Source organism: Bacteroides sp. MSK.20.82 (genome assembly GCF_019052485.1).
GTDB classification, from domain to species: domain Bacteria; phylum Bacteroidota; class Bacteroidia; order Bacteroidales; family Bacteroidaceae; genus Bacteroides; species Bacteroides thetaiotaomicron.
Genome location: NZ_JAHQUN010000015.1, coordinates 23034 through 46084 on the forward strand (window position 1 = coordinate 23034; position 23051 = coordinate 46084).

Here is a 23051-nt window from a genome sequence, read left to right on the forward strand (position 1 = left end):
TATTAATATACACAAAATGAAAAAACTGATTTTATTATCTTTATTGACTCTTCAATTTGGTTTGCTCGCTGCACAAAATGCTGATGGGCAGGGGCGTTTGTCTCACTTGTTTAATTTCGGATGGAAATTTCATGCGGGTGACTTGAAAGATGCCTATTCTGTAAACTATGATGATAGTAGCTGGCGTGTACTGGATCTGCCTCATGACTTTCAAATAGAACAGCCGTGGGATAAGGATGCAGGGGGAGCTCGTGGTTTTAAAGCGATGGGAACCGGTTGGTATCGTAAAACATTTAAAGCCGATCCTGAATGGAAAGGAAAACGGGTATTACTCGATTTTGAAGGAATTATGTTAATAGGTGATGTCTGGGTAAACGGTCAGAAAGTAGGAGGTACAGACTATGGGTATATTGGCTTTGAAACGGATATTACTAAATTACTAAGATATGATGCAGATAATGTGGTAGCTGTCAGTGCTTCTACCGGCAAAAAAGGAGGATCACGCTGGTATACGGGAGGAGGTTTGTTTCGGGATGTCCATTTGCTGGTTAAAGACTATGTTTCCATAGCCCGTCATGGCGTGTTTATTTCTACTCCTAAAATAACGGAACAAAGTGCAGATATCAATGTACAGGTTGAGGTGGAAGGTATTTCCGGGAAACAGCTGGATGTGGAAATCAATGCCAGAATCTTTTCTCCGAAAGGTGAATTGGTGACGGAAACAAAGGGAATGGCTCCTAAAAAAAATAAACTGGCTACTGTTGAAGTTCCGCTTCCGGTAGTTGCAGTTTCCAATCCCCAGCTATGGTCTTGTGAAACACCGAATCTCTATAGAGCAGAAATAACATTGGTCCGTGATGGAAAAGTGATCGACAACGTGACTGAGAAATTTGGTATTCGCACACTTGAATACTCTCCGGAGTTTGGCTTTAAACTGAATGGTAAGAAACTATTCTTGAAGGGTATTGCCAATCATCATGACTTAGGTGCTGTAGGAGCAGCGGCATTCGACCGTGCTATTGAACGGCAGTTCGAATTGCTCAAGAAGTTCGGTTATAATCATGTGCGTACATCACATAATCCATATTCGAAATCCTTTATGGAGTTGGCTGATAAACATGGTATTCTGATTGTAGATGAATTGATTGATAAGTGGAGCGACAAATCATATTGGGGTGGCCGGGTTCCTTTTACTCAATTGTGGTATAAGATGATTCCCGAATGGATTAAGCGCGACAGAAACCATCCTTCGGTTATTATGTGGAGTATCGGCAACGAATTGCAGATGCGGGAAGATCTGGCTGGATTTCCTACCGGCGATTGGGGTGTTACGACTTATCGAATTTTCGATGTGCTTGTAAAGCGATACGATTCTACCCGAAAGACAACGGTGGCTATGTATCCATCGAGGGCTGGTGCCATCAGCAGAAAAGATGCGGATTTCAATAAGAAAATTCTTCCTCCCGAATTGTCTACGGTGACTGAAGTTGCCAGCTTCAATTATCAATATACCGATTATGCGAAGTATCTCGAAGCTTGTCCCGATTTAATCGTTTATCAGAGTGAAGCAACAAGTAGTGAACTTACTGCTCCTTTTTTCGGTATGGACCGGGATAAGATGGTAGGACTTGCCTATTGGGGAGCTATCGAATACTGGGGAGAATCGAACGGCTGGCCTAAAAAAGGGTGGAATTATTCATTCTTTAATCATGCTTTGGAACCCTATCCTCAAGCGTATTTGATAAAGAGTGCTTTCAGTGATGAGCCTTTAGTTCATATCGGAGTAGTCGATAGTGAGAAAGAAAGTATTGAATGGAATGATGTCATAGTAGGTCGTATGCCTCTTTCATCTCATTGGAACAGAGCTGAAGGAAGTAAGCAGAATCTGTTCACTTATACAAATGCTGATGAAGTGGAGTTATTGGTTAATGGGAAATCTTTAGGTATTCAGAAGAATAAACGTGATGATATACAAAGCCGCAATATGATTTACTGGCAAAATATACCTTATGGCAAAGGAGGAAACATCATAGCGATTGCATGTAACAATGGAAAAGAAGTTGCTCGTCATATGTTGGAAACGACAGGTAAGGGAAAGCTTTGAAAATAGAGTTGGAGAATGCAGACTGGAAAGCAGATGGAATGGATTTGCAGTATGTAAAGGTATATGCTGTTGACAGTAAAGGACGGGTGGTACCTGCTACTGAAGGTGAAGTTACGTTTGAAGTCTCAGGTGAAGCCAGACTGATTGCCGTAGATAATGGTGATCATATGACAGATGAGCTTTTCTCAGGAAACCACAAGAAGTTACATCAAGGATTTGTAATGGCTATATTACGTTCCAGTCAGACTAGTGGAAATGTGAAGATCAAGGCTTCTCTGAAAGGGCTGAAAAGCGCGGAAAAGAAGATGACGACTAAGTAATAAATGAAATAATAAATAAGGGGCTGTTTTAATCAAATAGCCCCTTATTTATATGCTATAGATACGACGCAAACAAACTTAAGTTCCAAGAACAATTTTCAGTTCATCGTTTTATCTTTATTTTTAAGTGTTTTTACTCAGGATTACCGGAAGTCAAACATCAGATTCAGATGTAGTCCTTCATCTCCCGATTTGATTCGGATATTTCCCGGTTGACTGTTAGGACCTTGTTGCTCGATCGGCTTGAACGAGCAGATAGCCGGAATATCGAGCAAGAATGAAAGATCACCTTCTGGGAATGCAGGCATGGTATCTTTTATCCGTCCTGCCGGTTCTTCGGGAGTGAATACCCGGAAGAAAGTACCGTCATTACGCGAATAAACGGTAAATGAAGTCTTCTCGCCCTCCAGTGTAGCCCAATAGAGGTTGGCATGGTAACCCTTGAACTCAGGATATATCAGATTCTCAAAACTTTCTCCGGTAATGGTGTTGTTATAATCTTTGTGCCAGATACTGTAGTTCGTTCCTGGAATTCGGTTTTTCCATACCCTGTATGGCCCGCGTCCCATCCATTTCATACCCGAACAGTTTTGTTCCGGATAAGAGAAGCTAAGACCGAGATTGAAAACCTGTGCATCCATGAAAGCATCGTCGAAGCCACCGCCACCGGAACCGCGATTTAATAAGATTGCATCCATATAGAGCAAACCTTCGTTTGTCAGACGCCAGACAATGGAATCTGCCGCACCTTTATATTTGGCACAATAAATGGCGCCGTCAGAGGAATGGCGAGTATAGCTGAGCGAAGGTTCATATCGCATCTTCATACCTACTGCTACCGGACCATCCTTGAATGGAACCTCAGTCTCACCGGATTTAATGTGACGGATCATACCGGTTGCCGCATCGAAGGTTATGCTGACTTTGCTGCTCTTTAGTTCGATGGCGTCAGACGTTTGTCGGGCTTCTGCTTTTTGAGGAGCAGGAGTGAGTGTCGTTTGCGCCAGGTTACGTTCAAAATATTGTTTTGCCAGATGAATCGGATAAGTCCAGTTACAGATACTTTTTCCTTCTCTATCAAAGGCCTCCAGTTCGAGCACATCACCTTTCCGGAATGAATCGGGCAGTTCAAAACGGGCAGTACCTGTTTCTCCCGGATTGATGGATGGAAGTTGGACTTTTCCTTCGACAATCACCTTTCCTGCTTCTGCGTTTCCCTGGAGAGGAGTGCCACATGATAAAACCTTATAAGTCATACGACAATCTTTCAGATTGGTAAAAGTATATTCATTGGTCAGGAGGAAACGGCCGTCGAAGTGGTTAGTAATGAGAAGAGGTTTCAACTGGATAGGCGACTATTGTGCACGGATGGCATAATAGCTTCCTTCTTTCTCTCGACGTGGTCCTACTACTCCGTCGGGTGCATTGGACTTGTCAGAGTCGAGTATTCCTCCTTTATCACTGCGTTTGGGAGCCTCATCGCAATATACCCAGATGAACCCTCCTGCAAACAAGGGATTGGTACACCAGCGATCCCAAAAGTCGCGCAGGCCGGCTCCTCCTCCCTGATCGTACATGGCGTGCATAAATTCGGTCGGCATGAACACTTTATAACCATTGGTGAAACGTGCTACCCCTGTCAGATAAGTAGGATAGTGATGCGTATCCAAGTCATTAAAGTCGGCCCAGGGATGTACCATATGTCGTTTTTGTAGTCTGTCATATTGGGCAAACAAAGGATCGGTTTGTGTATTCCAGCCGCCTTCGTTTCCGTTACTCCAAAGAATGATGCAGGGGTGGTTAACGTCCCGTTCAATCATCTCCTTTACGAGTTTTGCTCCGACTTTAGAGTCGTAACCGTTTTGCCAGCCTGCCAGTTCATCCATGTAGACAAGACCCAGTGAGTCGCACATATCAAGAAAATGTTCATCGGGCGGGTAGTGCGAACGTACAGCATTCATATTCATTTCTTTGATGAGCAGGGCATCCATTCGGCTTAATGCAGCACTGGTGGTACGCCCTCCGTCTACAGAAAATGAGTGGCGGTTGATTCCTTTGACCACTAGTTTGGTACCGTTCAAATATACACCGTCTTGCGGGAAGAACTCTACAGTACGAAAACCGATGCGTGTTTCTCTGGTTTGTACGATTTTACCTTCGGGATTCTTTAATTCCAATTTGGCTACATACAGATTGGGATTCTCTGTAGACCAGGGAATGATGCTTGCCCATTCACCGCTAATCATCTGCTCCTTATCGGAGTTATTGATTGGATGAGTGATTGTTGTTTGTCCGTTGGAGGTATATACGGTTTTCCCGTCTTTTAATGAACGGACAGATACGATGATTTCATGTCCTTTGGCATCTCCTGCCATATCTACGGCGGTCTGTAATTTCCCATGGTGATCAGCATTTAGTACGAAATGTTCCATGTGTACCTGTGGCAGAACTTCCAACCATACAGGACGGTATATACCGCCAAACAACCACCAGTCAGCTTTCCGTTCGGCGGCATTGATCGATCTGTTGGCTGATTCTTTGGCAACTTTCACTTCAAGCTGATTCTTTTTACCAAGATTGAGTAATTCGGTAATATCATAATTGAAGCGATAGAAGCCTCCTTGATGCATCTCACCTGCCGGCTTGCCGTTTATCATGATTTCTGCATCAGTCATCACTCCGTCAAAGAATATCTTTACCCGTTGCCCTGCCCATGATTTGGGGGCGTCGAATTTATAGCGGTAAGTTCCGGTTTCATCACTGGGGCGTTGTCCTTTTATGGTATACCATCTACCGTATGTATATTCTCCGAATCCCTGTAGTTCCCAGTTACAGGGAACCTCGATCTTTTTCCATTTGCCACTATTCTGTCCCGCAGAACAGAAAAAATCCCAGGTCTTGGTGTTGTCAATGCCTGTTCCCGAAAGATAAATGCGTTCGGGATGGGGAGCTTGTGCTTGTATGGTAGTCCCATTCCACATTGCTGTGAAAATCAGAGATACCAGTAAGCATCTAAATTTCTTGTTCATTCTATAATTGATATTATGAGGAATTTATTGTCTGGATACTGTAAAACGGTCGATGTCCGGTGCCCATCCGAAGTTATTTCCCATTCGCACCGTATTGTAACCTTGTTTTAAGCTGACAGGGATCGTCACAGATTTCACTTCATTGTTGCTGTTCAAATCTTTAAGGACCGTTTTCGTCCCATTGACAGAAACTTCCAGTTTGCGGTTTTTGTCGCAAGAGTAGAAAATAGTCATTTCATAGTTACCTCCCTTTTCGCTGTATACTTCGCTCCATTCGGCAAAGTTCTCTTCCCGACCACCGAGTCGGGATATTTTCATTCTGCCGGAACAATCGGAGGCAGGTACATAAACAATTGGTTTGGATTTCTTTCCCAGATCGTCGTAGCAGGGAAGATATGCCCATTCAGCCTCATAAGATACGGGTTCCAGTCGTTTTTCAGCTTCCATTTTGCATATCATTACGCTGTGTGGCTGAACAGTCTGCCGTATTTCTTCTTTCATTTTTCCAAGATCCTTCTGTTTGATTAAGTCTCGTACTTTTACGTTACCACCCAGTTCAAGGGTTTCAAAAGGAACGATAAAGTCACATGGCTGGTCGGAAGGGTTATACAATGCTACCGCTCTTGTCAGTCCGCGTTTCCGTTCGATGTCCTTTACCAGTACATAGCTTTCATTTTCATGTTGAACGACGTGTGCCTGAAGTCCTAATACATCCTGATTCAGTGCGATCAGTTCTTTGTTTTTCAGTAGCTTCAATGAGAAGTCGGGAATCGTATTCATGTCACATCCGATCAGCAGGGGAGAACTCATGATGCACCACATTCCAAAATGGACTTCTTCTTCGTTGGGTTTCAGTCCACGCCCGATTTCTAGCATATCCATATCGTTGTAATGTCCGTCGGTAGCATAGGCGGAAAGATATAAGTTCTTTTCTATAATACCTTTTACTGAATTCCATCTGGGACGGATATCAGGACTGATACGCCAGGAACGTGCCAGTCGTTTTGCCCAGGTGCCGGGAAAAGCCCATCGGCAGATATTGATAGATACATCCGTTCTTCCTGTATTGGCAATAGCCTGGCAAATCGTGCTGTAGCGCTTTTCTTCATCCAGCCCCAGTTCGCGTCCGCCACAATAATCGATCTTGATAAAATCATAGTTCCATTCTTTAAGATATAAATCCATATCCTGCTGTTCATGGCCGTATAGTCCGGAGCCCACTCCGTTTGCGTCGTTGTCGTAGATAGAGCCGCAGGTGTTGTCTCCTGCATCCGAGTAAATTCCGGCTTTTAATCCCAGCGAATGGATATAGTCTGAAACCACTTTCATTCCGTTGGGAAAACGGTCGGGATGCGGATGCATTTTCCCCGTTTCGTCCCGATGCCCGAAGAAGCCGTCATCTATATTGATATAGTTGTAGCCTGCCTCTTTCAGTCCGTGTTTGATTAATGCGTCAGCTTGCTGTTTTATCAACTCTTCACTGATATTTACATGATAGGTGTTCCATGAACTCCATCCCATAATAGGACGGTCGATGTCTTTCTGGGCAAAAGTATTTGCCATAAACATGGTAGATAAAATGCCCCAGGCAATCAGATGTTTTTTCATACGTTTGTAGTCTTTTGTAGAAATGGATAACTTTCTTGGCAAAGATATGCAAAGTCGTAACTTGCTCCAATGGCAAATAAGTATAGAAAGATGGAAAATCGTCCGTTTCTTGGAGAATTGGGGCGTAAAAAACCGGATTAAAGCATGAAAAGTGTATGAATTTAAAGGAAAACGTATGAATTTACATGTACTGACATTACAACTGCCCTTATCTTTGCTAGCAAATGAAAAATACATAAAGTGATGACACATTTAAAAATCTTTTTATTGTTAATCGTTTGTGCGTTGTCCGTTTTGGATGGGAAAGCACAGACTGGTATAGCGCTTACTGACGAACTTAACGGCAAGCGGATCGGAGTAATAGGTGACAGCTATGTGAGAAATCATAAAGAGCCGTTTGAGAACACATGGCATTATAAGTTTGCAAAGAAGCACGGTATGGAGTATTTTAATTATGGAAAGAATGGGAATAGCATAGCTTATTCCAGCCCGCGATGGGGAAAAGCGATGTATCTGCGATATGCGGAGATGGCGGATAGCCTCGATTATGTCATTGTCATTGGCGGACATAATGATGCATTTAAACTGGATTCTATCGGAGGTATTGATAACTTCAAGGATAAAATGGAAATTCTGTGCAAAGGCTTAGTCGAGAAATATCCGACAGCGAAAATCTTTTTCTTTACCCGCTGGAACTGCAAGAACTTTAAAGGAAGTGACTCGGAAAAAGTAGTGGATGCAATGATTGAAGTCTGCGGCAATTATAGTATTCCTATTTTTGATTGCGCAAGAAAAGGAAGCATCTATGCCGATAATGATACTTTCAGAAGAATCTATTTCCAGAAAAGCAAGAATAATACTGATACAGCGCATCTGAACAGTAAAGGACATGACCGTTTTCTAAAAGTTGCCGAGAGTTTTCTGCTGCAATATTAGTTTGGAAGAAAATAGTGTTATTTACTATGATGAATAAAAGAGTATTTTGCATTCAGTTGTTGGTATCAACCGTTTGGTTGGGCTATTAGGACTCTGGGAATGTTCGTATTATTTACGTAAAGCATTACGTGCCTTTTTCCCTGTTTGTTATCATTCACTAATGAGGGATTGATTTACTTTTGTCGTAATACTAATAGTATTAATCAAACGAACTATCAAACTAACTAACAGAAGAAAAACATGTACGGAAAAAATCTTAAATTAGTATTAATGGTAATGTTGCTACTTGTGAGTAAATCCACTTTCTCTCAAGTAACAGAACGCGAACGTCCCAAAGAGTGGAGTCAACTGGTGAAAGGTGCCCGGTTTATGGATCGTTTTCTGCCGATGAAAGGCAATCAACTGTCATCCGACACATGGGGAACCTCCGATGTGCGACCGCGTTATGTTGATAATGGTATTGAAGACCGTGTCTGGTCCTATTGGGGTGGAAATATCCGGAAAGGAGAAGACGGTAAATATCATCTAATGGTTTGCGGATGGCTGGAAGCTTCTCCTAAAGGACATATGGAGTGGAGAAATTCATGGGTGTTCAATACCGTGAGTGATAATCTGACCGGTCCGTTCAAACCAGTCAATATCATCGGAAAAGGGCATAATCCGGAGATGTTTCAGGCAAAAGACGGCCGATATGTTTTGTATGTCATAGACGGACGTTATGTTGCGGATGATATCAACGGAAAATGGGAATATGGAAAATTCGACTTCAATGCGCGCGATCGTAGAATCATAGAAGGATTGTCCAATCTTTCGTTTGCCCAACGGGAAGACAGTTCATATGTAATGGTTTGTCGTGGCGGTGGAATCTGGATCAGCCGGGATGGTTTGTCGGAATATAACCAGTTGACAGACCGTCGTGTTTATCCGGATGTGAAAGGACGGTTTGAAGACCCTGTCATTTGGCGCGATCATATCCAGTATCATCTGATTGTCAATGACTGGTTGGGCCGTATTGCCTTTTATCTTCGTTCAAAGGACGGAGTCAATTGGGTAACTGATCCGGGAGAGGCCTACATGCCGGGAGTTGCCGTACACGAGGACGGACATTCTGAAGGCTGGTTCAAGTATGAACGTCTGAAAATGTATCAAGATAAGTATGGCCGTGCTATACAGGCTAATTTTGCGGTCATTGATACTTTGAAACATGAAGATAAGCCATTTGATAATCACAGTTCAAAGAATATCAGTATTCCATTGAATCCGGGACTATTGCTGACAGTGTTGAATGATAAGCCCATTACCGCCGGAACGAAGACTATCCGGCTGAAAGTACAGGCAGAAGAAGGTTTTCATCCACAAACCGATATGGATATCAGCTCTTTGCGTTTTGGCGCTTCCGAAGAGGTGAACTATGGCAGAGGAAGTAAAGTATTGAAAACAGAGAATGACGGAGATGACCTGATCATTACTTTCGACGGAAAAGGAAATGGGATTACAGAGAAAGAATTTGCTCCTAAATTGATAGGCAGATATAAAAACGGAAAGATGCTTTACGGATATGCGCGTTTGCCGTATGTTGATTATATGGAACCGATTCTTTCTGCGCGTGCCCCTGTATTCTCTGAATCGCAAAAAGGCTGGAACGGGAATATTGAAGTACAGAACTTCGGACAAGTTAGCTCACAAAAGGCTTCGGTCAAGATAGAGTATAAGAAAGAAGGCAAAATGGTCAAAGTGGCTTCTGCTGCCGTACCTGCCTTGAAACCCTATGAAAAAGCTGACATCCGCTTTGCGACAAAGGCTGATTTTGAAAAAGGTGAGGACTATAACTTCCTTGTGACTGTTTATTCCGGCAAGAAAGTTCTCTCTACTTTCCGTTTGAATCGGAAGGTTGTTGAATAATTGAAAGACTAACAATTGAAAGATTACCATGAAAAAGAAGATCACATTTTTATTGATGTTTGTACTGTCGTTGTCAATGGTTTCAGCACAAGGTACTTTCCGGTTTGGGACATCTGCAACACCCGAAGGCAAAACTCTTCTGGTGGATAGCAAGGGGCTTATCCTTGACGGCAAGCATATCATTCCCGTCATGGGCGAAATTCACTATTCCCGCGTGCCGGAGTCGGAATGGCGCCGGGAAATCCGCAAAATGAAGGCCGGTGGCATCAATATCATTTCTACATATATCTTCTGGATTCACCATGAACCGGAAGAGGGAAAATGGAACTGGAGCGGCAATCATAATCTGCGCCGCTTCGTCCGGATCTGTGCAGAAGAAAATGTGATGCTGGTGTTGCGTCTTGGTCCTTTCTGTCATGGGGAAGTGTATCAAGGCGGAATTCCTTCATGGGTACATGAGAAAGCCGGGCAGAATCCTAAGTATAAGATACGTGCCCGTACTCCCGGATTCCTTGAAGATTGTACGGAGCTTTATAATACTATTTTTGCTCAGGTTAACGGACTTTTGTGGAAAGATGGCGGTCCTGTGGTCGGCGTGCAGATCGAGAACGAAAGTCGCGGGCCTTGGGATTATCTGGAGGCATTGAAAAATATTGCTGTGAAGGCGGGATTTGATGTCCCGTTCTATACACGTACCGGTTGGCCTGCACTTCGGGGAAAAGAGGTTTTCGGACAGCTGTTGCCGCTTTATGGTGACTATGCCGACGGATTCTGGGACCGGAAACTGGAGGATATGCCGGGCAGTTATGCCGATGCTTTCATTATGAGAGACAAACGTATGAGTAGTGCTATTGCCACAGAGACATTCTCTAAAGAGGAATTGTCGGAAAATTCCCCCTCTCTCAGTTCAAAATTGTCATACCCCTATTTTACTTGTGAGTTGGGCGGTGGTATGATGCCGGCGTATCATCGTCGGATAAATATCAATGGAAGGGAGCTTAAACCGCTGGTTATATGCAAGCTGGGTAGTGGCTCCAATCTTCCGGGATACTATATGTATCACGGTGGCACCAATCCATACAATCCTCTTCATACTATGGGAGAAACGCAAGCCTCTCCGGGTACTAATCATAATGACCTGCCTCATATGACCTATGATTTTCAGGCTCCTCTTGGTGAAGTGGGACAAGTATTCGAGACTCCCTTTCATGAAGGACGTTTTATCCATCAAATGTTGACAGACTGGGGCAGTGAACTCTTGCAGATGAATGTTGACTCATTAAGCAGGCATTATGCCCGCCGGGGGGCTTTCGAATTCTATAATGACTATGTGCGTATCAAGAATGAGAGCGGGACGTCCCATGTCACTTTTAAAGACTATCGGACTGAGGGTGCAACCATTGACTGGACTACTGTAGAACCGTTCTGCAAAGTGGATGACCTTATCTATTTCATCGAAATCAGGGGTAAAAAGCCTCAAATTTCCGTTGACGGCAAGGTCTATACTTGTAAACTTAACAAGCAGCAGAAGGCGGGCAAGCTCAATGTCTGTGTGCTCTCATACGAAAAGGCAAAGACTGCCTATAAAATTGACGGTAAACTGCTTTATGCCAAGAATGGCGGTATTCTGTATAAGAGTGATTCATGCATCGTGGAGGAGGTATGGACAAAGTCTCCTGTTATTGCCGCCACAGTCACGGAAGTGAAAAAAGCGGATGCTCCCCGTGTTGTCCCCATGGGGCGTCAGGCAGTGGCTGCGCAACCTGTAGAAGAGGACTTTGCAAAAGCTGCGGTATACACTATTAACTATGATACATCTGGAATAAATAATTATGATAATCTTTTTCTCCGTATAAATTATCGGGGTGATGTGGCCCGTGTGTATGCTGACGGCAGGCTTGTAGCAGATAACTTCTGGAATGAAAAGGAGATGTGGGTCCGTATGGCAGATCTCGTCGGCAAAAAGGTGGAACTAAAGATTTTACCTTTACGTAAAGATGCCCCTGTCTACTTTCAGAAAGAACAAAAAGCTATGATTGAGGCGGCCAAAGGTGACTATATGCTTGGGCTCGATTCGGTAGAAGTTATTGAGCGTCATACACTGGAGTTTAATGATGCTTTTTAATGTCACTTGTCACTTTGTAGAACTAACCGGTTCATTATCAATGAAAAACGGGTGACAATAGATGGTGATAATAGGGTGATAATAGAATAGTAACCTCTTTTCTGTTATCACCCTTATTGTATCTTTTACTGATTTAATCTACTGATTATTAGGCTTTAAATACACCACCCGGTTCCCATATCCGCGAGTGTTAAGAACTCCGTTTTCTACCAGAAGATTCAATTCCCGTAGTGCTTTTCCCTTCAATAAACCCGTAATCTGAGAGTATTCTCTTCGAGTGATGAAGTGATTCTTTGCTAAAAAGGCTTCCAGTCGGGAACGGCGTGTCTCTTCCGGCAAGTTCGATGATTCTTGAAATCCGAATTTGGCACGGGTCACCGTCCCCGAACTGCGTCGGCGAAACCAGGGAGTGGCTCTGAAATTTACGTTGTCGAAAGAGATGGAGACCGAACGGATCTCTTTCTTGTCCATCACCGGACGTGCCCTCAAACTAGAGGAGAAATATCCGATTTCTCCCAGTTTCACATGATACCCCTCACTTAAATAATAGGATACCTTCTCTTGAAAAGCTACCATGATACCTGCCAAATCTCCCTCGGTGAAAGAAGAGGCTTCGGCTATTTCACGAAATAACCGTTTGCTGTCAATGGTTCCTTTGGATACAATTCGGGGATACAGAGGCTGTACTTCTCCGTCTCCCTTTTCATTCGGTTTTCGCCGAAAGTCATAATCTGCTGCCATAGCGTCACTTGTTTTTTGTTGGTTAATAGGATTGTTACTCAATTGATACCGCGTGTGTTAGTACAAACACTAGTAACCTTAACATGTAGACAAGGCTCGACTAATATATTTTGTCTGTTTCACGTTTTCGTTCCACGTACGTGAACCGTTCGGACTATGTACGTGAACCCAATAGTTCACATACGTGGACCGATGGGACCATGTACGTAAAACGATTTCTTATCACTACAAAGATACATTAATCTAAGCTTCTAAACAACTTAATGAACGTTTTATTTACTATTAATTCAAGGAGCTTCCGGAAGAATGGAAAGGCGGATAAATATTCTGTAATAATAATGAATAGAAAGGTTGTTTGCTGTCTGTTTTATGCCTACCTTTGAGGGATATACATAAATATTAAAGAAAAGTAATGAAGATAACACAGATCAGGGAGAAAGATGGAGTCGAAGCATTAAGTGTATTAGATTTTAACTTGTTGATAGAGAAGATAAAAACAGAGATTAAGACCCGTCCGGTGACCGGATTGCGCCAAGCCCTGCATTTTGTTTTACCCGGAGAATCTTGCAGTTTTGCCGGAAAACTTCCCAAAGTAATACCCGCTGCCGTTTTCGGACGTGTAAATGGCGTGAAGCGGATGAAAGTATATAATGGCATCGTGGAACTGACCGTAGGTCCGTTGGCGGGAAAAGTAGAAGTGGATCTGGTCAAGAAAAAAGCGGCTGAATTGCCGCAGACCATGTTTGCATACATGGGGGCGAGTGGAAATTCCGTGAAGATATGGACTCTTTTTACCCGTCCGGACGGTACGTTGCCGCAGACGCAGGAAGAAGCTGAAATTTTTCAGGCACATGCGTATCGTTTGGCGGTGAAATGCTATCAGCCGCAAATCCCCTTTGATATTCAGTTGAAAGAGCCGGTTTTGGAGCAATATTCACGGCTGAGTCACGATCCCGAACCTTTCTATCGGGAAAATTCCGTGCCGTTTTATCTTTCTCAGCCTTTCGGGATGCCGAAAGAAATGAATTATCAGGAGAAGCTGACCCCGGAAAAGTCTCCGTTGAATCGTGCCGTTCCGGGATATGATACGGAAGATGCGCTGGCATTGATGTATGAGGCTGCCTTGCGAAAGACTTTTCAGTCGATGGAAGAGGGGTGGAGGCGGAATGATGATTTGCAGCCCCTGGTAGTCCGGTTGGCGGAAAATTGTTTCCTTTCCGGTATTCCGGAAGAGGAAGTGGTGAGGAGGACCATTCATCGGTATTATCATTCGAAGCAGGCTGTGCTGGTTCGCGAGATGATAGGCAATGTGTATCAGGAATGCAAAGGCTTCGGCAAGAAAAACGGGCTGACAAAAGAGCAATATCTCAATATGCAGACAGAGGAGTTTATGAACCGTCGTTATGAATTCCGCTACAATACACAGATAGGTGAAGTGGAATACCGGGAACGATGCTCGTTTTATTTTCGTTTCCGTCCGTTGGATAAACGGGCGCAGAATAGTATTCTGCTGGATGCGCAAAGTGAGGGTATTGCGGTGTGGGACCGGGATGTGGACCGTTATCTGCATTCAAACCGAGTATCTGTTTATAATCCATTGGAAGAATTTATTTTTCATCTTCCTAATTGGGATAAAAAAGACCGCATTACGGAACTGGCAGACCGTGTGCCATGTGCTAATCCGCATTGGACGATGCTTTTCCATCGCTGGTTCCTCAACATGGTAGCTCATTGGCGTGGGTATGACCGGCAGCATGCGAACAGTACTTCCCCTTTGCTGGTAGGTGCGCAGGGGACACGCAAGTCTACCTTTTGCCGGGATCTGATACCGCCGGGACTTCGCGGATATTATACGGATAGTATTGATTTCAGCCGGAAGCGGGATGCGGAAATGTATCTGAATCGCTTTGCGCTGATCAATATTGACGAGTTCGATCAGATTACTTTGACGCAGCAGGGCTTTTTGAAGCATATTCTGCAAAAGCCGGTAGTCAATCTTCGTAAATCGTACAGTAATTCGGTGCAGGAGTTGCGGCGTTATGCTTCGTTTATCGCGACCAGCAATCAGAAGGATTTGCTGACTGATCCGTCCGGTAGCCGTCGTTTTATGTGCGTTGAGGTGACGGGTACGATTGATACGGCACGCCCGATTGACTATGAGCAGTTGTATGCACAGGCTATGTACGAGATTTGTCATGGCGAGCGGTATTGGTTTGACGATAAGGATGAGGCTATCCTGGCACAGGGGAATCGGGAGTTTGAACAGACTCCGCCGGCTATTCAGTTATTCTATCGTTATTTCAAGGTTGCAGGGGATGATAAGGAAGGAGAATACTTATCTCCGGTAGAAATATTGGATTATCTGCAAAAAAGAACGACCATTACGCTGTCTTCCGGCAAGGCGCATCACTTTGGACGGCTGCTTCAGAAAGAGGGGATTCCTTGCAAACATACGAATAAAGGGACTGTGTATCTGGTGGTTAAGATATAAAAGAGGAAAAAGTAAAAGTGACAATAGAAAGCTTTATTATTTCTATTGTCACTCTATTGTCACTCTATTGTCACTCTATTGTCACTGTCTATTGTCACTCTTATTACTTTGATAATCAATTGTTTAAGTTGTAAAAGTGACAAGTGACAATAAGAATGGCAAAATAATCTTTATAGTTCTTGATTGTACTTCGCAAACATGAATTTGTGTTTATCGCATATATTTTTAATTTGTCAACTTCTTTGTCGACACAATTATATTTGAAAAGTTTGCCATATTGCTTTTATATATGGTTATTCTTGTTTCAAGAAAAACCGGAATAAATTGTATTATCTACACTCTTTCTTATTTAAAAAACGCGTTCAGAGCATGTATTTTCGTTCAAAAGGCGGTATTTTCCATGTTTATGTACGATTCTTCATTGCTATTTCTTATATAAGTCGTTAAGTTTGCAACAGTTTTTCACAGGTATTATGATAAAGTGCCCGAAGAAAAACAGAATCTAACTTTTGTTTAATTAAAAAATAGATAAAATAGATTTATATTGTTACTTAACAGATTTTAATATTATGAGAAATGTGATGAATCGTAAGCGGCATTGGCTGCTATTATTGCTCCTCTCACCTTTTTTTCTCTCTTGTGAGGACAAGATGGATGAGCATTATGAAAAACCCGAATGGCTGAAAGGTACAGCTTGGGAAGTTCTTTCTAATGAATATGGAGGTAAGTTCTCCATGTTTCTAGAAGCGGCAGAGTTATCAGGCTTTAAGCCTATTCTTGATGGTAAGAGTGTCGCAACTGTCATGGCTCCGGACAATGATGCGTTTGCTGCTTATCTGGAAGAACACGGTTATGTTTCAGTGAAGGATATACCGACAGATGATTTGAAGAAACTGATTGGTTATCATTTAATCTACTACTCTTATAGCAAGAGTGATCTTGAAAACTTCCGCCCGGAAGACAGTGCAACAAGCAAAGACGATGATGACGATGATGAATTGGGAGTTTTACAACCGGGAATGTATTACAAGTTTCGTACACACAGCACCAGTCCTATTACAAAGGAAGTGGATCCATCAACAAACAATACTGTAACCGTCTATCATTTAGAGCGGTTCTTGCCTGTATTCTCTCACCACATCTTTGCCTCTAAAGGTATAGATGCCAAGAAGAATTATGAATTTTTCTATCCTAACTCTACGTGGACGGGAGATAACGGGTTCAATGTGTCGAATGCAAGTGTTAAAGAATACCAAATCATAACCAATAACGGCTATATATATAATGTAGACAGGGTGTTGGAACCATTGGAAACTATTTATGATGTTTTAAAGAAAAAATCAGATTATTCCGATTTCCTCGACTTTTATAGCCAGTACAGTACTTATGCCTATGATAAGGACTTGTCTGCCGATTATGGAAAAGCAGTAGGAGTAGATAGTCTTTTTCTGCATGCACATTCACCAAACGGGCTTCCGAATATCGCGTTGGAATGGCCGACACCTAACTTCCGTCTTTATCCGGAATTAGCTTCTATCTCCTATAGTATCTTTGCACCGTCCAACCAGGCACTCAACACTTTCTTCAATAGATATTGGAAAGCTGGAGGATATTCTTCTTTAACTGATTTGGACCCGTTGATTACTAAGATATTGCTTTATCAATCAGTATATGGAGGTTCTATCGTTTTCCCTGACGAAATTAGCGGAATTACCAACTCTTTGGGTTCGCATTATGATTTCCAGTTGAGCGATGTGAAAGATAAGAGTATCTGTGTGAACGGTAGTTTTTATGGATTAAGCAATTTCCCGATGCCTGAAATATTCAGTACCGTGATGGGACCGTCTTTCCTTAAAAGAGATTACCTGCTTTCGTTGTATGCTATCTTTCAGAGTAATCAGATGGCTGCGTACACTACCACTGCTACAAACTATACGATGTTGATCACTAAAAATAGCGGATATGAAATCAGCGACATGCGTCTGATGTCTGATGGAGTCGGTAATACACTGGCAACATCCGGAGAAGATGGTGATGTGGCTGTTTCAACTTCGGACCTGAAAAGAATCGTCAGTGGTGGAACTGTAGTAGGAGATGTTAACTTTAATACGCCTTGGGCTGTTTATGCTACTCAGGATGGTGGAACATATTGGTTTGTGAAAGATGGGAAAATGACAACGAACTATGTGTTTAACAGTGTATTAGGTCAAGATCCGCAAACTGTTATTCCTACACTTTTCACCGAAGTAAAAGAGGTGACCAATGATGCCGGAGGATCTTGGACAAACGGTAAAGTATATGAATATGAAAGTGACTTCGGTGTATTCGGAAAATTGGATGGATTGGAATATACAAGCCTGAGGACAATGTTGACCTCTATTGGAGAAACGAAATATCCGAATTTTGTATTCGCCTATTTAATGAGACAAGCCGAACTGTTTGCTACTATAGACGGTGTACTTGCTTGGGATTACAGATTGGCAGGACGTCTTATCGGGTTCATTCCGACAAATGAAGCATTAAAAGAGGCTTTGGATAATGATCGTATTCCGGGAGTGAAAGGTACGATAGATTTAAGTCTGCCATCACCAACTCTTCAAGGAGAGATTACAAATCAATACTTATTACGAGAATATCTGCTCAATTATTTCTTTACGCCTACCAATGCTCCGGTTGCATCAGGCTGTCCGTATCTCGGATCACCTGATTGGCTATCGGGAGAATATCGTAACAGCAATAATATTCCTGTGAAGTATACTGATAACGGCGCTTTCATCACCTTGCAGTTGCAGAACCAGACCACCGGTCAGTACGGAAATGCATGTAAGATAGTATCATACGAGAATTTCCCATTTGCTTTTATGGACGGTGCTTTCCACCTGATAGACGCTGTTTTTAATTAACTGAATATCTAATTAATCATGAATCAGACAAATAAAGTCTTTTATACATTGGTAGCCATTTTTCTGTCCTGTTCTATAGAAATGGCAGGGCAGGTACAGAAGGTTATATCCGGTACGGTTACCGAATTGTTTGGAAAAACTGCTGAACCATTGGTTGGTGTAAATGTCAATCTAGTAAACAACCAGAACCGTTCGTTGGGTGGTGGTATCACAAACCTGAACGGGCAATATAATGTGAAAATCCCAGAGGGAGAGAAAGATCTGACAATTGTTTATTCCTATATCGGAATGAAAACAAAGCGTATAAAGTATACAGGGCAAACTCTGCTCAATGTGACTCTGGAGTCAGAATCAATGGCGGTGGATGAAGTAGTAGTTTCGGCCCGTCGGTTAAATAGAAATGATTTGGGTATTTCGGATAAAGAAATGGTTTCGGCTACTCAGAAAGTTGATATGGAAAAGTTGATTGCCGCTGCACCTGTTGTATCTATAGAGGAAGCGCTGCAAGGACAATTGGGTGGTGTGGATATTGTATTGGGTGGAGACCCCGGTAGCCGTAGTGCTATCAGAATCCGTGGTACAAGTACGTTAAATGCATCTTCCGATCCGTTGATTGTTATTGATGGTGTGCCTTATCCGACTGAAATCAGTGATGATTTCAATTTCAGCACAGCTACGGAAGAAGATTTGGGTGCTCTTTTAAATATCTCACCTAATGATATTGCTTCAGTTGAAGTATTAAAAGATGCATCAGCTACTGCTATTTGGGGTACTCAGGGTGCCAATGGCGTATTGGTTATTAAGACAAAACAAGGTACGGTTGGTAAAACTCGTTTCTCATTCTCCTCCAAATGGACAATGAAGGAAGATCCGAGTACTATCCCGATGTTGAATGGTAAGGAATATACTTCTCTTATGCAGGAATCTATCTGGAATTCTGCCAAATACATCGGTCTGAATAATCCGGGAAATAAATACCTCAATATGTTGTCTGATGCTCCTGCAATCGGTGACAATCCGGACTGGAGATACTATGATGAGTATAACCAAAATACCAATTGGTTGGATTATGTGCGCCAAAAGGCGTTGGTTTCAGATAACAGTTTTTCAATGAATGGTGGTGGTGAAAAAGCAACTTATCGTTTCTCGTTAGGATATATGAGTGATATCGGTACTACTATCGGTACGTCTATGAACCGTTTAAATACTTCTATGGTCATTAACTATCAGTTCTCTAATAAGTTGAAATTCGGCGCAGACTTTTCTTATTCGCAGACCAATACGGATGCGAACTGGACAAACACTATTCGCTCGGAAGCATTGAGTAAAATGCCGAACAAATCGCCATTTACTGTAAATGACTTGACAGGTGCATTGACTGATGAATACTTTACTTACCACGATCCTAATTTTGAAGGTTCGTTTAATGGAAAAAGTAATTATAATCCTGTTGCTATGGCACATGAAGCTATCAACAGAACTGTGCAGCGTGAAGGTAAGATAACATTCCGTGCCGATTATGAGATTTTACCGGGATTTTATTATAAAGGTTGGGCTTCTATCAATATGCGTGCAATTAAAACACGTCGCTTTCTGCCACAAGTTGTAACAGGAGTGGAACAAGTCAACAAATATGCCAATCAGAGTGCGGACGCTTATTCCGATCAATTGGCTTTGCAGACAGAGAATAAGTTGATGTATATCAAGAACTGGAATGACAAACATAATATTATTGCGAATGTATTGGTTCGTACCGGTCAGTATATCAATTCAGGCTATAATAGCGAAGTATACGGTAATGCTTCTTCCGATCTCTCCGATCCGGTAGTCGGAACTACTATTAGTGACATGAATTCAAGCGAATCGGAAACACGTAATGTATCTTTTGTAGGGGTATTGAACTATACATTGCTGAATCGTTATGTGGTACACGGATCTCTTAATGCTGAAGGTAACTCTGCTATGGGACGTAATGAAAGAATGGGTTATTTCCCTGCTGTAGGTCTTGCATGGAACTTCCAGAACGAGCCTTTTATGGAAAAAGCAAGAGATAAATGGCTGGACGAAGCGAAATTCCGTTTCAGTATCGGGCAGAGTGGACGTGCTCCCAGCGGTGCTTCTGTTTATCTGGGCGCCTACGTGAAAGGAACAGACTATATGAACATGTCGGCTACAAAGCAGGCTCGTATGCAGTTGGATAATTTGAAATGGGAAACCTCTACCGAATATAATTATGGTCTGGATGCTTCCGTATTAAAAGGTCGTTTAAGATTTACATTCGATTATTATTATAAGACGGTGAAAGATTTGCTGCAAAAGAACTACAAACTACCTTCAACCACTAGTTTCGGATCGATTAGTTATTTTAATTCAGGTAAAATGGAGAACAAAGGTTGGGAGTTCCGTACAGATGTCGTAATCTTTGAGAATAAAGACTGGCGTATCAACGGTTATGTGAACTTTAGCCGCAACGAAAATAAGATTACTGAGCTACCTGCCAATATGGTACAGGAGAATTATTCACCAAAGAATGGGGCATATGCTGCCCGTGCGGAAGTTGGACGCCCTATCGGTTCGTTCTATGGATACCGTTACAAGGGAGTATATCAAAACACCGATGCAACATATGCACGTGATGCTGAAGGAAATGTAATGAATGATGCAAAAGGTAGACCAATCGTAATGAAAAATCTGACAGCTACCTGTCAGCCGGGAGATGCGATGTACGAAGATATCAATCATGACGGTGTTATCAATCAATATGATATTGTCTATTTGGGTAATGCCAATCCGACATTGACTGGTGGTGCGGGATTGACTGTCAAGTATAAACAATTTTCTATCAATACTTTCTTCCACGGACGTTTCGGACAGTCAGTCGTGAATACGGCTCGTATGAATAATGAGTCCATGCACGGTAACGCCAATCAGAGTACGGCTGTGTTGAGAAGATGGAAGAACGAAGGTGATATTACAGATATACCGCGTGCATTGTATGGCGAAGGATTCAACTATTTAGGTTCTGATCGTTTTGTGGAAGATACTTCCTTCCTTCGTTTGAAACAGTTGACACTGAATTATGCATTTCCGAAAAGCATTTGCAATAAATTGGGTATCACTTCACTGACATGTTTCGTTACAGGATACAACCTGTTTACTTGGTCTTCTTACACCGGTCAGGATCCGGAAGTAAACCTACCGTCGAGACCGACAGACCTGGCTACGGACGGTGCAACGACACCTGTGTCCAGACGATATACTTTTGGTTTTAACTTAAGTTTCTAATACGATAACAAAATGAAGAAATTATTAATATACATAGCAATGGCCGGAGCAACTTTGCTGACTTCCAGTTGTAATGATTGGCTAGACGTACTGCCTAAGAACGAACAGGTATCTCCGGAATACTGGAAAACAAAAGAGCAGGTGGAAGAGGTACTAGCACAAGGATATCAAAACATGCGTCTGACGGTTCCTACATTAATTTATTGGGGCGAACTTCGCGGGGCATCCATTTATGCTTATTCAGGTAAATCGAAACAGGAATTACAGAATTTTCAGTTGAATTCTTCATCCGGCGAATGCAAATGGGGAGGTTTCTATTCTATATTGAATGTGGCGAACTCCATAATTAAATATGCACCGGAAGTAAAGAGGCAGGATGAAACATATCATGAGGCAGTAATGAATTCAAATATGGCGGAAGCATATTTTATGCGCGCTTGGACATACTTTACGCTGGTACGTAACTTTAAAGAAGTGCCGTTGATTCTGGAACCCTATATGACAGACGAGTATGCTGTCGATATACCCAAATCTTCGGAAGAGACGATTATCGCACAAATCAAGCTGGATATCGAGAATGCACTTTCCACAGGAGCAGCTAAAGAAATGTATGATGATGAAGACTGGACCGGCATGAGTAAAGGACGCGTCACTGTATGGGCACTGTATGCATTGATGGCAGACGTGTGTTTGTGGAGCGAAGATTACGATGGTTGTGTAAGATATGCAGATATGCTGATTAATTCAACTTCCGCTTTCCGTCCGGCATTTGTGGAAGACCCCGAACAATGGTACAATATCTTCTTCCCGGGCAACAGCAACGGTTCTATATTTGAACTAAACTTTGATCAGTCACGCAATCAATCTCCTGACGATGATGCTACAGCGAGTACATATCCTTCGCCATCTAACGTTTATCCTTGGACACAATCGACAGTTGCCAGTCTTCAATTCTCGAACGCAATGTGTAAGCGTTTGTTTGACGAACAAACTGATCAATGGGTGACTTCCAACACTGTTCGTGGCTATGGCAATACGTTTGTTCTTTCTTCGGGAACCGTTATTGGTAACTCCAATACAGAAGGCTATCTTCCCTTTAAGTTCAGAATCGGCGGAAAGGATGGATTGTCTACGACTCGTTCTTATAAAGATGCCAACTGGATTCTCTATCGCATGGCAGATGTATTGCTGATGAAAGCTGAGGCATTGATCTGGAAAGGCGGCGAAGCAAATTTCGCACAAGCTTTGGAACTTATCAATAAAATACGTACCCGTGCCAACGTCACTACATTAAGTGTTCAGACGAATGCTGTATCACAAGAAAATATGCTCGGATACTTGTTGCAGGAACGTGATCTTGAATTTGCTGCGGAAGGAAAACGCTGGTATGATCTTTTACGCTTCGGCAGGTCACAGAACTTTAAATATAAAGATCAGTTTATCAATATGATCATTGAGAACAATTCTACGGTTAGCGCCAGTTGGATACGTTCGGTACTGAAGAATACCGATGCTTGGTATTTGCCTATTAGTCAGGGTGAGATCGACAGTAACCCGAATTTAATACAGAATCCTTATTATGATGTAACTGCAAATTAATATATACT

General features: G+C 42.5%; 9 protein-coding genes and 2 pseudogenes. 8 read left to right on the forward strand and 3 right to left on the reverse strand.

Translation table 11 applies throughout. From position 1 onward, the window contains the following. Positions 1-16: 16 nt before the first annotated feature. Positions 17-2424 (forward strand): annotated as a pseudogene (locus tag KTR07_RS14380) (glycoside hydrolase family 2 TIM barrel-domain containing protein). A gap of 143 nt (positions 2425-2567) precedes the next feature. Here the strand turns inward: KTR07_RS14380 and KTR07_RS14385 are convergent. Continuing rightward, positions 2568-5453, reverse strand: a pseudogene (locus KTR07_RS14385) (glycoside hydrolase family 2 TIM barrel-domain containing protein). Positions 5454-5477: 24 nt separating this feature from the next. Beyond that, the gene (locus KTR07_RS14390) at positions 5478-7061 is read right to left on the reverse strand and encodes an alpha-galactosidase (RefSeq protein ID WP_055229316.1); all 1584 of its coding nucleotides are present in this window, start codon (positions 7059-7061) and stop codon (positions 5478-5480) included. Between the two features lie 243 nt (positions 7062-7304). Between KTR07_RS14390 and KTR07_RS14395 the strand changes: the two genes are divergently transcribed. The 3 genes from KTR07_RS14395 to KTR07_RS14405 all read left to right on the forward strand — a co-directional run bounded on the left by KTR07_RS14395 (position 7305) and on the right by KTR07_RS14405 (position 12024). Further along, positions 7305-7997 carry an SGNH/GDSL hydrolase family protein gene (locus KTR07_RS14395; RefSeq protein WP_008764375.1) on the forward strand — a complete coding sequence of 231 codons (693 nt, stop codon included), beginning with the start codon at positions 7305-7307 and terminating at the stop codon, positions 7995-7997. Between the two features lie 240 nt (positions 7998-8237). Then, complete coding sequence (locus KTR07_RS14400) at positions 8238-9899, forward strand: glycoside hydrolase family protein (RefSeq protein ID WP_181981923.1); 1662 nt, start codon at positions 8238-8240, stop codon at positions 9897-9899. Positions 9900-9927: 28 nt separating this feature from the next. Then, a complete protein-coding gene (locus KTR07_RS14405) occupies positions 9928-12024 on the forward strand; it encodes a beta-galactosidase (RefSeq protein WP_117981120.1) in 2097 nt (698 codons plus the stop codon). Between the two features lie 138 nt (positions 12025-12162). Here the strand turns inward: KTR07_RS14405 and KTR07_RS14410 are convergent, their stop codons facing one another. Continuing rightward, entirely contained in the window at positions 12163-12765 is a 603-nt protein-coding gene (locus KTR07_RS14410; protein ID WP_008764378.1) for an HU family DNA-binding protein, read from the reverse strand. Between the two features lie 412 nt (positions 12766-13177). Here KTR07_RS14410 and KTR07_RS14415 point away from each other — a divergent pair, with 412 nt between their 5' ends. The 4 genes from KTR07_RS14415 to KTR07_RS14430 all read left to right on the forward strand — a co-directional run bounded on the left by KTR07_RS14415 (position 13178) and on the right by KTR07_RS14430 (position 23043). Beyond that, positions 13178-15256 (forward strand): BT4734/BF3469 family protein, encoded by a 2079-nt coding sequence (locus tag KTR07_RS14415; protein WP_008764379.1) that lies wholly within the window; start codon positions 13178-13180, stop codon positions 15254-15256. Between the two features lie 569 nt (positions 15257-15825). Further along, complete coding sequence (locus KTR07_RS14420) at positions 15826-18159, forward strand: fasciclin domain-containing protein (protein WP_225679249.1); 2334 nt, start codon at positions 15826-15828, stop codon at positions 18157-18159. 18 nt (positions 18160-18177) lie between these two features. Beyond that, positions 18178-21444, forward strand: a complete 3267-nt coding sequence (locus KTR07_RS14425) for a SusC/RagA family TonB-linked outer membrane protein (protein ID WP_118214533.1) — start codon at positions 18178-18180, stop codon at positions 21442-21444. A 12-nt stretch (positions 21445-21456) separates the two neighbouring features. Continuing rightward, complete coding sequence (locus KTR07_RS14430; RefSeq protein ID WP_032840505.1) at positions 21457-23043, forward strand: RagB/SusD family nutrient uptake outer membrane protein; 1587 nt, start codon at positions 21457-21459, stop codon at positions 23041-23043. The last annotated feature ends 8 nt before the right edge of the window (positions 23044-23051 follow it).